At 41.6% G+C, this 14568-nt stretch carries 13 protein-coding genes; 7 read left to right on the top strand and 6 right to left on the bottom strand.

What is annotated here, in order from left to right; all coding sequences use genetic code 11:
* Window positions 1–138 precede the first annotated feature (138 nt).
* The 3 genes from nadC to VNZ46_RS00515 are packed head-to-tail and all read left to right on the top strand — an operon-like array spanning window position 139 to window position 2460.
* On the top strand, window positions 139–981 hold the full coding sequence (nadC, locus tag VNZ46_RS00525) for a carboxylating nicotinate-nucleotide diphosphorylase (protein ID WP_325558112.1): 843 nt from the start codon (window positions 139–141) through the stop codon (window positions 979–981).
* Window positions 982–984: 3 nt separating this feature from the next.
* Window positions 985–1626: a glycerol-3-phosphate 1-O-acyltransferase PlsY gene (gene plsY / locus VNZ46_RS00520; protein ID WP_325558111.1), complete on the top strand. Its 642-nt coding sequence runs from the start codon at window positions 985–987 to the stop codon at window positions 1624–1626.
* Window positions 1627–1629: 3 nt separating this feature from the next.
* Window positions 1630–2460: a M48 family metallopeptidase gene (locus VNZ46_RS00515; RefSeq protein ID WP_325558110.1), complete on the top strand. Its 831-nt coding sequence runs from the start codon at window positions 1630–1632 to the stop codon at window positions 2458–2460.
* A 36-nt stretch (window positions 2461–2496) separates the two neighbouring features.
* On the opposite strand, the gene VNZ46_RS00510 is transcribed toward VNZ46_RS00515, so the two are convergent.
* From VNZ46_RS00510 to VNZ46_RS00495, 4 genes are all read right to left on the bottom strand, one after another.
* Window positions 2497–3747 carry an anthranilate synthase component I family protein gene (locus VNZ46_RS00510; RefSeq protein ID WP_325558109.1) on the bottom strand — a complete coding sequence of 417 codons (1251 nt, stop codon included), beginning with the start codon at window positions 3745–3747 and terminating at the stop codon, window positions 2497–2499.
* 66 nt (window positions 3748–3813) lie between these two features.
* On the bottom strand, window positions 3814–5091 hold the full coding sequence (locus VNZ46_RS00505) for an adenylosuccinate synthase (RefSeq protein ID WP_325558108.1): 1278 nt from the start codon (window positions 5089–5091) through the stop codon (window positions 3814–3816).
* A gap of 37 nt (window positions 5092–5128) precedes the next feature.
* Window positions 5129–5617: a Fur family transcriptional regulator gene (locus tag VNZ46_RS00500; protein WP_108553590.1), complete on the bottom strand. Its 489-nt coding sequence runs from the start codon at window positions 5615–5617 to the stop codon at window positions 5129–5131.
* Between the two features lie 63 nt (window positions 5618–5680).
* Window positions 5681–7894, bottom strand: coding sequence for a RelA/SpoT family protein (locus tag VNZ46_RS00495; RefSeq protein WP_133781706.1), 2214 nt, complete (start codon window positions 7892–7894; stop codon window positions 5681–5683).
* A 241-nt stretch (window positions 7895–8135) separates the two neighbouring features.
* Here VNZ46_RS00495 and VNZ46_RS00490 point away from each other — a divergent pair, with 241 nt between their 5' ends.
* Genes VNZ46_RS00490 through VNZ46_RS00475 form a run of 4 tightly spaced genes read left to right on the top strand, consistent with a single transcriptional unit; the run spans window position 8136 to window position 11397 of the window.
* Window positions 8136–8753, top strand: coding sequence for a DUF4294 domain-containing protein (locus tag VNZ46_RS00490; protein ID WP_108553588.1), 618 nt, complete (start codon window positions 8136–8138; stop codon window positions 8751–8753).
* Window positions 8754–8759: 6 nt separating this feature from the next.
* Window positions 8760–9257: a glutathione peroxidase gene (locus VNZ46_RS00485; protein ID WP_199080935.1), complete on the top strand. Its 498-nt coding sequence runs from the start codon at window positions 8760–8762 to the stop codon at window positions 9255–9257.
* Window positions 9258–9272: 15 nt separating this feature from the next.
* Window positions 9273–9989: a bacillithiol biosynthesis deacetylase BshB1 gene (gene bshB1 / locus VNZ46_RS00480; RefSeq protein WP_325558107.1), complete on the top strand. Its 717-nt coding sequence runs from the start codon at window positions 9273–9275 to the stop codon at window positions 9987–9989.
* A gap of 46 nt (window positions 9990–10035) precedes the next feature.
* Window positions 10036–11397, top strand: a complete 1362-nt coding sequence (locus tag VNZ46_RS00475) for an acyl-CoA dehydrogenase family protein (RefSeq protein WP_325558106.1) — start codon at window positions 10036–10038, stop codon at window positions 11395–11397.
* A gap of 46 nt (window positions 11398–11443) precedes the next feature.
* Here the strand turns inward: VNZ46_RS00475 and lat are convergent, their stop codons facing one another.
* Together lat and VNZ46_RS00465 are read right to left on the bottom strand one after the other, a co-directional pair.
* Window positions 11444–12775, bottom strand: a complete 1332-nt coding sequence (gene lat / locus VNZ46_RS00470; protein WP_325558105.1) for an L-lysine 6-transaminase — start codon at window positions 12773–12775, stop codon at window positions 11444–11446.
* A 201-nt stretch (window positions 12776–12976) separates the two neighbouring features.
* On the bottom strand, window positions 12977–14568 hold a 1592-nt coding region (locus VNZ46_RS00465; RefSeq protein ID WP_325558104.1), incomplete at its 5' end, for a carboxypeptidase-like regulatory domain-containing protein.

Raw genomic sequence — 14568 nt, 5'->3', positions numbered from 1 at the left:
AGAAACGGGAAATTCCGGGTTTCTATAACGTCCAAAAAAACTGCTAATGCCTTTCTAATCACTTCTTTGAGAATAGAAGCAGAGAAATAAATAAAACAATTTAGGTAAAAATGCTATTTTTGGTTTAAAATTGATGATTTGGACAAGCATATAATAGACCTATTTATAAAAAATGCTATCGCTGAAGATTTAGGCGATGGAGATCATACTTCACTTTCAACCATTCCGGCCGGAGCTTTAGGTAAAGCAAAATTACTGATTAAAGAAGAAGGTGTGCTTGCAGGTGTGGAACTTGCGCTCGAAATATTTAATCAGGTAGATAAGGACTTAAAAATCGAGGTCTTCATACAGGATGGTGCTCAGGTAAAATACGGAGATATCGCCTTTACTGTCGAAGGAAAAACACATTCCATACTACTGGCAGAAAGATTAGTCCTTAACTGTATGCAGCGGATGAGTGGTATTGCTACAAAAACCAAGCGTGTTGTTCAGCTTCTGGAGCCTTATACTGCAAAAATACTGGATACCAGGAAAACGACACCGGGATTACGCTATCTGGAAAAATGGGCAGTTAAAATTGGGGGAGGAGTAAACCATCGGATTGGGTTGTATGATATGATCCTGATCAAGGATAATCATGTAGACTATGCCGGCGGTATAGTAAATGCTATCCATGCGGCAAATGAATACCTGGAGAGAACCGGTAAAAAACTGGAAATTGAAATAGAGGTAAGAAATCTTCAGGAATTGGATCAGGTGTTGCAAACCGGACATATTAACCGCATCATGCTCGACAACTTCAGCTTTGATGATTTAAAAACGGCGGTCGATACGATAAATCACAGATATACGACAGAAGCCTCAGGAGGCATCTTGGAAGAAAATATAACTCAATATGCAGCATGCGGTGTAGATTATATCTCTATGGGAGCACTTACGCATTCGGTTAAGAGTTTAGATATGAGTTTAAAAGCCTTTTAGAATATGATCTCTATCTATTCTATTTCAGCGGTGCTGATTGCTTATCTTTTTGGTTCTATACCCACCGCAGTATGGCTTGGCCAGGCATTTTACGGAGTGGATGTCCGGGAGTATGGAAGCGGGAATGCCGGAGCGACCAATACCTTTAGGGTCCTTGGTAAGAAAGCTGGCATAGCCGTTATGACTATAGACATACTAAAGGGCTATACAGCTACTAAATTAGCCTATTTTATTGGTCTGTCTGTAACAGGACCACATAACTCCTCTCAGTTTATCAATTATGAACTCGCTCTCGGTGTAACAGCTGTTATGGGACACTTATTTCCTGTTTTTGCTGGTTTTAGGGGAGGAAAGGGGGTTGCTACTCTTTTTGGAATGATTTTAGCGGTTAACTTTCCAGCAGCTTTACTTTGCGTTCTGGTCTTCGTTGTCGTCCTGCTGGTCACCAAATACGTGTCGCTCGGTTCTATATGTGCAGGCTTTACTTTTCCGCTGGGAATTATATTTATATTTCATTCCAGTGTGAAGTCAGAAGTGTTGTACGGAATGTGTGTTTGTATACTTATTTTGGTTACACACCAGAAAAATCTGGAACGGCTCCTAAAAGGTAAGGAATCTAAAGTATATCTGTTTAAAAGGAAATAAATTATGAAGAAATTACAACTTATAGGTGTTGCTGCAATGGCAGTAATGGTTGCGTATTCCTGCTCAACAGTACCACTTTCCGGGCGGAACCGCTTAAGTTTTGTGAATGAGAGCGAAATGCAGACAGCTGCAGCCCAGAGCTACACTACATTACTTAAAGACCCTCAGACCAAAGTGCTGAACAATGCCGATGCCGCAAGAGTAAAACGGATCGGACAGAAAATTGCATCAGCAGTTACAAAATATATGACCGCTAATGGTTATGCGGAACAAATACAAGGTTTCAACTGGGAATTTAACCTCATTGACAGTAAGGAATTAAACGCCTGGTGCATGCCGGGAGGAAAAGTAGCAGTATATTCCGGTATTTTGCCAGTGACCAAAGATGATGCAGGTCTGGCCACAGTAATGGGCCATGAGATTGCCCATGCAGTAGCCAGACACTCCTCAGAAAGAGCTTCCAAAGCAGCTGTTGCTCAAGGTCTTGGAGGCCTTTTAGGTGCGGCTACAGGAAACAGTTCCCAAGCTACGCAGCAATTGATCAGTCAGGTTTATGGAGTTGGTGCACAAGGCTTTTATCTGCTTCCAAACTCAAGAACACAAGAACTTGAAGCAGACCATTTAGGATTGATCTTTATGTCTATGGCAGGATATAATCCAGCAAATGCAGTCAATTTTTGGCAAAGAATGGCTTCCGCAAGCCAGAGTGGCCAGAAACCACCTGAGTTTTTAAGCACTCACCCAGCCGATGAAACCAGGATTGCTCAAATTCAAAGAGATCTGCCAGAAGCACAACGCTATTTTAACTCCCCAACGGGCAAACCCAACAAATAGCATAGGCTATTAATTGATCATGTTAAAGGGCTGTTTTCAGCCCTTTAACGTTTCTATAATGGCCGAAGCCTTTAATATACATTCCTCATACTCATTTTCCGGAAGAGAGCCGTAAGTAATGGCACCGCCCACCTGGAAAGATAAATATTGCTTTTTAGCCTGATACAAAATACTTCTGATCACGACATTGAAGTCAAAATCCCCATCCGGACTGATATAGCCTATCGCGCCTGAATAAGCACCTCTTTTACAAGATTCCTCCTGTTCAATCAGTTCCATTGCCCTGATTTTTGGCGCGCCTGTCATAGAACCCATTGGAAATGTATTTCTGATGGCATCGATGAAATGCAATCCCGGACGGAGCTCGCAGGTGACGGTAGAGATCATCTGATGCACCTGTGGAAAGGAATAGATTCCAAACAACTCCGCCACTTTAACCGTTCCCGGAAGGGCACTTTTAGTCAGGTCGTTACGAACCAGATCCACGATCATTACATTTTCTGTCTGCTCTTTCAGATCCTGCTTGAGCAGGCGCTTAATTTTTTGATCTGCCTCAGGATGATTACTTCTGCGGGCTGTGCCTTTGATGGGTTGAGAAATCAGGGTCTGATCCTTTTTGGATAAAAATCTTTCCGGACTTGCAGAAAGGATATATTGTTCATCGATCTTAAAAAAGCCGGCAAATGGAGTAGGAGAGATACTGATTAGTTTTTCATACACAGCAAGAGGATCTATAATGGCATGCTCGGCAAAAAATTCCTGGCAAAAGGTCACCTCATAGATATTTCCAAGGTGGATATGGCGCTGCAATTCTTCTACCTTGTCCAGGTAGGTTTGTTTGCTCATCCTGCTTTCAATTCTCTGCTCAAAAGCGGTTTTAGAGACATGGAGTTCTTGTTGAAGAATTTCCTGCAAGATTTCCGGGTTTCCTAAAAGGACCTCTGGCCGATCATCTTTAATGGCAATCAGATGTTCGGGAACAAAAAAGAAAAGATCAGGAAAATCCAGATTATCCGGGTTTTCTGAATGAAGATTTTCGACCTCATTCTTAAGGTCATAGCCCAGTAATCCAAACATCCAATTCCGATGCTCCTCATAAAAATCCTTTAAACTATTAAATGCCGTGCCGCTGGATATACGAAGTTGTTGTTTGGTACCTGCCGCAATCAGCAGATCAAATTTCTGATACTGATCCTTATAGCCATTAGAATCAAGTATGCAGCAAACATCAAAGGAACTTGCCCATGCAAGTGCTTTCTGTTTAAATAAAAGATCCGGTCTCCTCATTGGTCGGCCAAAGTTAAAACAAAAAAAGGCACCGCAGGGGTGCCTTTTTATATAAAAATGTAATATTTAGTTCAGCTCTAAAGTTTGAACCCTGTCCGGACCTACAGAAAGGTATTTTACAGGCACTTCCAGTTCCTTTTCCAGGAAAGCAATATATTCGCTCAGTTTTGCAGGAATCTCTTCTACCTTGCTCACTTTAGTTACGTCAGTTTTCCAGCCGTCAATAGCCTTTAAAATAGGTGTAGGCTTAACAGAAATGATGTCATAAGGCATATAGTCAATGGTTTCTCCATTGTGTTCATAATGCGTGCAGGCATAGATGGTATCAAAACCATCTAATACATCCGCTTTCATCATAATCAGTTCAGTTACCCCATTCAGCATAATAGCATACTTCAATGCAGGAAGATCAATCCATCCGCAACGGCGGGCGCGACCTGTTGTTGCACCAAATTCATGTCCAACCTGACGTAAAGTTTCGCCAATTTCATTTTCCAGTTCCGTAGGGAAAGGACCACCTCCTACACGGGTACAGTATGCTTTAAAAATACCATACACATGTCCGATTTTGTTTGGGGCAATACCTAAACCTGTACACGCACCCGCTGTAGTGGTATTAGAAGAGGTTACAAAAGGATAAGATCCGAAATCAACATCCAGTAACGTACCTTGAGCACCTTCAGCCAAAACAGTTTTTCCCTCTTTCAGGTAACCATTCACAAAATGCTCACTGTCTACATGAGGAATAGATTTAATGAACTCAATGGCTTCAAAGAAAGCAGCCTCCTTTTCGGTAAGATCGTATTCAAAATCATAGTGAGACAAAATTTCTTTATGTTTCTCCACCAGTTTGTTGTAACGGTCTTTGAAATCGGGTAAAGTAGTATCCCCTATACGTAGACCATTACGGCCAGTTTTGTCCATATAAGTCGGACCAATACCTTTCAGTGTGGATCCAATCTTGTCCTTACCCATTTTTTGCTCATTTGCAGCATCCAGTAACTGGTGGGTCGGCAATATTAAATGTGCTTTGCGTGCAATAACCAGTTTGCCTTTTGCAACAGGATCGTGTCCGGCAGCTTTAAGGTTATCTAATTCTCTTTTTAAGATGATAGGGTCAATTACAACGCCATTACCAATCAAATTCATGGTTTTCTCATTAAAAATACCTGAAGGAATGGTATTCAAAACAAATTTTTTGCCATCAAATTCTAAAGTATGGCCGGCATTTGGTCCGCCTTGGAAACGAGCGATCAAATCATATTGCGGACTAAGAACGTCAACAATTTTACCTTTGCCCTCGTCGCCCCATTGCAGGCCAAGAAGCACATCTACTTGCGTCATTATTTTAATTTAAGAAAATATTATAATTGGATATTTATTAATTAGCATGTTCTGTTTCAGCCTTTTCATTCACCGCCGATTTTGCTTTGCAGTCAAAGCAAACACCGTAAAGGTTTAAAGAGTGGTGCTTGATGTCAAATTTAAGCAACTCTCCAACCATACTCTGAATCTGGTGGATCCGCGGATCACAAAATTCAACCACTTTACCACAATCAATGCAGATGATGTGGTCGTGCTGATGATAGCCATACGACTTTTCAAACTGGGCCATGTTCTTGCCAAACTGATGTTTGGTCACCAGATCACAGGATACCAATAATTCCAGTGTATTGTACACCGTAGCCCTGCTTACCCTGTATTTCTGATTTTTCATATGGATATAGAGGGTCTCTACATCGAAATGATCATCTCTTGAATAGATCTCTTCCAGTATAGCAAAACGTTCAGGTGTTTTTCTAAGTGCTTTATTTTCGAGGTAGGCTTCAAATATTTTTCTAACCAACTCGCTGTTGTGATTTGTAGACATAGTTTTCAAACTCCTTTCAAAGGTATCATTTTTCTAAATAAAACTTAGGATTTATTCCTAATTTTAGGCATCAAAGCGTGTCACTCCGGTTACGCCCCGAACTTCCAGTAAATTTTCAATCAGTTTATCTAAGTGCTCTTTATCATTTACATAGATCATAATCGAACCATCAAAAATTCCATTATCTGTGTCTACAGTAATAGAACGCATGTTTACCTTGAAATCGTTCGAAATAACCTTAGTGATATTATTGATTAAACCCACGTCATCAATTCCAATAATGTGCAGACCGGTCAGGAAAGTCAGTTCTTTTTGACGGTTCCATTTTGCTTTTACAATCCGGTAACCATAGTTGGCCATCAATTGTGCCGCATTCGGGCAATTGGTCCGGTGGATTTTGATGCCCTCGCTCACGGTCACAAAACCAAAAACATCGTCTCCAGGTATTGGGTTACAGCATGCGGCCAGGTTATAATCTATCTTTTGAAGATCTTCCCCAATTAACAATATATCAGATTCGGGTCCTTTTACCTTACTCAGTAAGGCTTCAATCTGCTGATGATCATTTTTTTCCGGTGTGCCACTGCGGTTCTCAATTTCCTTCTCAGCAGCCAGGTAGTCTTTAAGGTCTTTCAATTCTATTTTGCCATTGGCAATGGATATGAATAGCTCCTGGGTCGACGGTAATTTAAAGAAATAACTCAGTTTGTTCAGATTATCCGTATTATAAGTGATCTTCAGCGATTTTAATTTACGCTCCAGGATCTCCTTACCCTGTTCGGCAATCTTTCTCTTTTCCTCCTTTAAGGAGGATTTTATTTTAGACTTGGCTTTTGCGGTAACCACAATATTCAGCCAGTCTTCTTTTGGAACCTGTTTGCCAGAGGTGATGATCTCCACCTGGTCACCATTCTGTAGTTTATGGGATAAAGGAACCAGTTTGTGGTTCACTTTTGCTCCAATACATTTTGCACCAACATCTGTATGGATCTCAAAAGCAAAATCCAGTGCAGTAGCACCCAAAGGCAATTGCAATAAGGCACCTTTAGGCGTAAAAATAAAGATCTCATCAGAGAACAGGTTCATTTTGAAATCATCCAGAAAATCCAGTGCATTGGCTTCCGGATTGTTCAGCATTTCCCGCACTTTCATAATCCACTGATCCAGACCATTGTCATTGCTGGACTCTTTGTATTTCCAGTGGGCAGCAAAACCCTTCTCAGCAATCTCATTCATTCGCTGTGTACGGATCTGGACCTCGACCCACTGACCTTTAGGCCCCATCACTGTCGTATGGAGGGATTCATAACCATTTCCTTTTGGCGATGACACCCAGTCGCGCAGTCTGTCTGGGTTTGGCCGGTACAGATCGGTCACAATGGAATAGGCTTTCCAGCAATCCGCTTTTTCGTGCTCAGGCGGACTGTCCAGGATGATCCGGATGGCAAAAAGATCATATACCTCTTCAAAAGGGATATTTTTCTTTTTCATCTTGTTCCAGATGGAGTGAATAGACTTGGGCCGTCCAAAAATATCGGCCACCAAACCCTGTTCTGCAAGGATCTCATTGATGGGTTCAACAAATCTTTTGATAAAAAGGTTCCGTTCCGCTTTTTTCTCGTTCAGCTGGGTGGCTATATATTTGTACGTATCCGGCTCCAGATATTTCATAGATAAATCTTCCAGCTCAGATTTGATGGCATAAAGCCCAAGCCGGTGCGCCAGTGGTGCATAGAGATAAATGGTTTCAGAAGCAATCTTCAATTGTTTCTGTCTTGGCATAAAATCCATAGTCCGCATGTTGTGCAAACGGTCGGCAAGCTTAATCAGGATTACCCTTACATCGTCTGCCAGGGTCAGGAGCATTTTTCGGAAATTCTCTGCCTGGAGCGAACTGTTGTAGTCAAAAACACCCGAGATCTTGGTTAGGCCATCAATGATCTTGGCCGTTTTCTTTCCAAATTCCCTTTCAATATCCTCAAGGGTAATGTCTGTATCTTCAACAACATCATGCAGCAGAGCGCAAACAATAGAAGTGGTACCCAATCCAATTTCCTCTGCGGCAATCTGGGCCACAGCAATAGGATGGTAGATGTAAGGTTCTCCGGATTTTCTCCTCATATTTTTATGGCTTTCCAGGGCCATATCAAATGCTTTCCTGATCTCTTTTTTATCCCCTCTTTGTAATGTTGGCTTACACGCACGCAAAAGGGCCCTGTATCTCTTCAGGATTTCCTTCTTTTCTGCTTCCAGATCTATCACCAATGTGTTCTTCATTTGTAGGTTCTTTCTTTTTTATTCTATAGAAGTTCACCGGCATAAACGCTGTATACTGTATGTTTTCAGCTTTGTTCCGATGGCATTCAATTGTATTTTTTTCGTAATAATTACTGCGTGTTTTCCGTTAAAACGCTATATTAGTTAGTTAGGTGGCCATCACCTTTTCTGAGCACAAAATTAGAAGTTCAGATGGAACCTAATATATAAAATTGCTTTAACTTTGCAGGAGTATAAATTTATGAAATTTTATAGGTTATTTATTCTGTTAATTGTCATTATTACAGGCACTACTGCAAAGGGCCAGGAGACAACTGCGCCGGTAAAAATGCCGGTGTTGGGAAAGAATGATACCATTAAAGTAGCCGGAACCAATGTGGATGGGGAGATGATTCCCTGGATGTCGCTTAAAGAGGTGGTGATCTATGGCGAAAGGATCTTTAAAACACCAGAAGAACGCACAGCCTTTAACCGCTTAAGGTATAATGTACTGAAGGTAATGCCTTATGCACTGTTTGCCAAAAGACGCTATGAACAACTGGAAAAAGACCTGGCCTTAACTTCGGATAAAAAAGAGCAAAAAAAACTGGTCAAAGCCTGTGATCAGGAAATCAAGCAAATGTTCAATAAAGAGATCAAAGAACTGACCATTACTCAGGGACAGATCTTAACCAAGCTGGTAGACCGTGAACTTGGAAGGACAACTTATGATATTGTCAAACAAACCAAGGGCGGTTTTACCGCATTTTTATACCAATCTGTGGCCAGAGTAGTGGGCCACAATTTAAAAAGTACATACAGCCCAAGCGAAGACCGGGATATAGAATCCATCATCATTTCTTCTGGCTATTATCAATAAAACCTAATGACCGATCATTCCAAAAGTATCCATCAGTTTAAGGTGAAACTCCTTAATGGTTTAGAAAAGAACCTCTCCGCCTATAAAGATAAAGTCCTCCTGGTGGTCAATATTGCCTCTGCCTGCGGTTTTGTCCCACAGCTTAAAGAACTGCAGGAGTTACGGGCAGAATTAAAGGATAAAGGATTTGAGATCCTTGCCTTTCCTTCCAATGATTTTGGCAGGCAGGAGCCGCTGGAAGGGGAGCAGATCAGTGAATTCTGTCAGGTTAATTACGGTGTCGAGTTTCCAGTCTTTGAAAAGATTATGGTCCGGGGCAATCAGGCCCACCCCATTTATAAATTTCTTTCAGACAAAAAACTCAATGGGAAGATGACCTCTACCCCCCGTTGGAATTTCCATAAATACCTCATCAATAAACAGGGAGAAGTGGTCGATTACTTTTTTCCTTTCACTAAGCCCATGTCTTCTAAAGTGAAAAAGAAGATCATGCGTTTGCTATAAAAAACAGATTACATTATGAAATTAGATATATTGGTTTTTGCCGTACATCCCGACGACGCCGAGCTGGGCTGTTCGGGGACGATACTAAAACATATTGCCTTAGGAAAAAAAGTAGGCATTGTAGATTTTACCCGCGGGGAGCTGGGTACCCGCGGATCGGCAGAAATCCGGGACGAAGAAGCCGCCAATTCTGCGAAAATTCTGGGGCTGCATGCCCGGGAAAATCTCCGTCTTAAAGATGGATTTTTTAAAAACGATGAAGAACACCAGTTGGAACTCATCAAAATGCTCCGCAAATATCAACCTGAAATCGTATTCAGTAATGCTCTTCGGGACAGACATCCGGATCATGGAAGGGCAGGAGACCTGGCCAATGATGCATGTTTCTTATCCGGATTACCAAAAATCAAAACGGAACTGGATGGAAAGGTGCAGGAAGCCTGGAGGCCGAGATTGAATTTTCAGTACATCCAGGACCATTACATCCAACCAGATATCATTGTAGACATTACACCCTATATAGAAACCAAAATTGCCTCTATTAAAGCCTTTAAAACGCAGTTTTTTAACCCGGATCACCAGGAACAGGAAACCTATATTTCCTCACCTGAATTTTTTGAAAGTGTTATAGGACGGGCCAGAGAATTTGGAAAATCGATCGGAGCCACTTACGGTGAAGGTTTCACCAGCCGTAAATTGTTGGGCGTAGACAATCTTTTCGATTTAAGATAAATCCAACAAAAGACCATAGTTTCTGTTTTTACTAAAAACAGAAACTATGTCTAATCTTTTCTCCTCTTTAAAAAATGCTTATCGTCTGTTTAAGCATGTAGATTTTCAGAAACTCGAAGAACTCTCCAGAAAGGTCGATCTCCCCAAAGTGGTCGACTCCTTTTCTCATCTTGATGAAACCCAGCTCAACGGCTTAATGAAAATGCTGGGATCTCCTTCCAAAAAAAGAGAACTACCACCTATAGAAGGTGATTTTTATCACCTGGGTGATGAAGCCTTAAAAGATGAAGACCGTGCACTTCAGCTCAAGGTAAGAGCATTTTTGGAAAAAGAAGTGAAACCCATTGTGAATCAATATTGGCTTAAAGCCGAATTTCCATTTGAACTGATCCCGAAAATTGCAGAACTGAATATTTGCGGCTTGACTTATACGGGCTATGGCTGCCCGGGGCGCTCCAACCTGATGGAAGGTATGCTGGCTATGGAAATGGCCAGGGTAGATACCTCTATCTCTACCTTTTTTGGTGTGCAGAGCGGTTTGGCAATGGGGTCTATCTACCTGTTGGGTTCAGATGCACAGAAGCAAGAGTGGCTGCCCTCCATGCAACAGTTTAAAATCATTGGAGCATTTGGCCTAACCGAACCAGAGGTAGGTTCTGGTGCAGCAGGAGGCTTAACTACCACTGCAAAACGAAAGGGCAATACCTGGGTGCTGAACGGACAAAAAAAATGGATTGGAAACGCAACTTTTTCAGACGTTACCATTATCTGGGCCAGAGATCTGGATGATAACCAGGTGAAAGGGTTCCTGGTTAGAAAAGGAAGCAAAGGTTTTGCTGTAGAAAAAATACAGGATAAAATGGCGCTTCGTATTGTACAAAACGGACTGATTACCCTAACCAACTGCGAAGTAAACGAAGAAGACCGCTTGCAGGAGGCCAATTCCTTTAAAGACACGGCCAAGGTGTTGCGGATGACCAGAGCAGGAGTAGCCTGGCAGGCTGTTGGTTGTGCAAGGGGCGCTTATGAAAGTGCATTAGCCTACACCAGAACCAGAAAGCAGTTTGGTAAACCCATTGCTTCTTACCAGCTCATCCAGAATCACCTGGTTGAAATGTTGTCTAATCTGACCGCTATGCAAACCCTTTGTTTCCGTTTGTCGCAGTTACAGGACCAGGGGATACTGACAGATGAGCACGCATCACTGGCTAAAGTATTTTGTTCCATGCGGACCCGTGATGTGGTGAGCCGGGCAAGAGAAGTGATGGGAGGAAATGGTATTTTGTTGGAATACGATGTTGCCCGTTTTGTGGCAGATGCAGAAGCGATTTATTCTTATGAAGGAACCAAAGAGATCAATTCCCTGATTGTTGGACGGGCCATTACCGGCTTCTCTGCGTTTGTTTAAAAAGAAAAGCCCTTTAAACAATAAAGGGCTTTTTAAAATGTTTGTCTTATAAAGAAGGTAAAATCTGCTCCATCACCGCTATACCCTGGTCAATATGTTGTTTTTCTATACATAAGGCGGGTCTGAAGCGGATGGTCTGATTGCCGCAACCCAGGAACATGACATTTTTATCCATTCCTTTCTGAATAAAAGCATTGCGCATATCCTTTCCCGGGAAATCAAAAGCGCATAAAAGTCCCTTGCCCCGGACATTGCTCATCTTGTCGTATTTAGAGGCCAGTGTATGCAATTGTTCTTTCAGGTATTGCCCAACCTCTGCAGCATGGTCACAAAGCTGATCTTCCTGAACAATCTGTAAAATTTGAGTGGAACGGACCATGTCAACCAGGTTTCCACCCCAGGTCGAGTTAATTCTCGAGGGAATTCTGAACACATTTCCCTCTACCTGATCTACTTTATCACCTACCAATATACCACATACCTGCATTTTTTTTCCAAAAGCAAGAATATCCGGGCTCGCTTTCTCGCTGTAATGCTGATGGCACCAGAACTTGCCGGTTAAACCAACCCCTGTTTGTACTTCATCATAGATCAGGAAAGCCTCGTTTTCATCAGCAAGGGCTTTAAGCTGGATTAGAAATTCTTCTCTTAAATGGTTATCACCACCTTCAGATTGTATAGGTTCAATAATAATAGCACAAATCTCATCTTTGTTTTCTGCAAAGGCCTGCTTCACCTGAGCTATAGAAATTTCTTCAGTTCGTACAGCCAGCGCCAGGTTATCGCCTTCCAGCGGGAATTTTATAGTGGGTACAGATATCCTTGGCCAGTCAAATTTAGCAAACCATTTGGTCTTATCCGGCAGTGTATTGGTTAAACTTAAGGTATAGCCGCTGCGGCCATGAAAAGCTTTTTCAAAATGTAAAACTTTAAACCCCTTCTCTTCTTTGTAGCCTTTTGCAAAGTTTTTCTGTACTTTCCAGTCCATCGCTACTTTAAGTGCATTTTCCACAGCTAAGGATCCCCCTGCAATGAAAAAGGCATGCGGTAAATAAGAAGGGATACCCGTTTTAGAGAAAGTATCTACAAATTGGGCATATTGCTGTGTGTATACATCTGAATTTGACGGGTTGGCAATTGCAGCAGCTAAAAGATTCTTTTTGAAAGCTTCATCATGGATCATTTTAGGATGGTTGTATCCCAAAGGAACAGAAGCAAAGCAGGTGAAAAAATCAAGCAGTTTACGTTCATACTTCGCATCATAGATATAGGCTCCCTGACTCTTGTCCATATCATAGGTCATATCATAACCATCGGCTAAAATATGTTTTCCTAGAACTTCATTCACTTCACCTGGTGCTACAGTTAACTGGTACATAGTTTTTATTTTGGTATGTGTCAAATGTAATAAAAACCCCCTAATTAACAAATCTAGGCACTATTTGAACTCAAAAGACAAAAACTAGGTTTAAACTGTTTAAAGTATGGTTTTGTAATAGAATCAGTTTTGGTCTAACAAATGTGGATAAGTTTTCTTCCTTCATTTATGTAAAAGATCAATTGATTCCGGTTTTTTTTCTCATTTGCCAATCACAATTTGTTTTCTTTGTGTCCCTAAATGTCCCTGCAGATCCGTACCCTCTATAATAAAGGTGTAAGTGCCCGGATTGTCGGCTGCAAAAAAACTTACTTTCGCTTTTCCATGCTGATCAGTGATGATATTGGGTGCCCAAAATAGAGTAGAGCGGATATCAGTCTGGTCTGCCTGGCTGTTTGGCAAATATTTTGGCGAATAAAAGGCCCTCGGAAGGGTAAACGCCATAGGCTTATAAAGATAGGTTCCAACACTCTTTTTCAGGAAAGGACCTTTCCCTCCACGGGTAGTCACCTCTATGAAGACATGATCCCAGGGGGGCTCCATTGGGTCAAGAAAGCGAACGGCATAACTCGTCAGGTATTTTCCACTTATCATTACCTCAATCCCTGTAATTTCTTCTGCGTCAAAATAGTCAAAAATATCTTTTAGGTACTGATAACGGGAGGTCAGATCTGTAATGAAAAAATCTGTATTTATTCCATCCACAATCAGATGGACGAAACTGCGATAGACCGCATAATAAGGTAAGCCAGTTTTTGTATTCCGTATTCCAAAACCCTTCAGTTTTTTATTCAGAAGATCCCCCAGGCTTGTCTTTCCTTCTTTTTCCAGCTGTGTTTCATCAATAATCAGATCTGCCTGACCAGGGCCGTTGAGGTTTTTGGAATCTTTAATTATTCTTTTCGTTTTGATAACGACTTCCTTCAGCATATTGCCTCCGGTTTTGCGTAATTGCTCTTTCTTTAGATTGACCTGTTTATTTACTGCTAAATAAGTACTGGTATCTATATTGATAAACCAAGGCAGGAGTCTTTGGTTGACTGGAGTGAAAACCGGTGGTTTAAACTCCTCCACTTCAATTCCCACATTAAAGCTTTTGCCCCGTTTATTTTTTGCACTGATAAAAAATGAAGCAGTATCTGTTGGAAAAATCCCTTTAAAGGTGAAAATTCCCTTATCATTCGTTATGGTATCCAAAATCAGTGCTGGTTTTTTTGATATCAAAACAATTTCAGATTTCGCCACAGGCTTGTTAAACATGTTGGTTACCTTTCCTTTAATCAGAAACTCTTCCTCGGAAGGGTAGGATAATACTTTAACAGGCTTGAGCGCTTCACTCCAGTCATATCCGGCCCAGCCATGGCACAACAGCAGGTGGTCCAGTTGTTGCCATTTAGCAGCTTGCAGGAATGCATTTTGATAATATCCAGGTTGCTCAATATGTCCTTTCAGGTCCGATGACAACAGCAGGTAGCTTAGGATAGATGTTGCGGTAGAATCTGTTTTTACCTGGGCATCGTCAGTAACCGCAAGAGAAAAGGTGCCAGATACTGGTTTACCTTCTTTATCCTTTACCTCAACGTCTAAAGCAATACTGTCCCGGGGTCTGTAGCTTGCTTTGCTCATGGTGCACTGGATATGAAGCTGATCTCCAAGATCGTTGTAGATCCGGCGTTCATTCCAGGTTCTATGATTTTCGTCTGTCAATAGGAAGCGTACAATTCCTGTTGAAAAGATCTTTTTATCCACTTTATAATTGCATACTTCCTTTTTAAGGTCAACCGTAGCTCCCC

The organism is Pedobacter sp., from assembly GCF_035566355.1.
Classification (GTDB): Bacteria; Bacteroidota; Bacteroidia; order Sphingobacteriales; family Sphingobacteriaceae; genus Pedobacter.
This window is presented reverse-complemented; position numbering and strand designations above follow the sequence as displayed.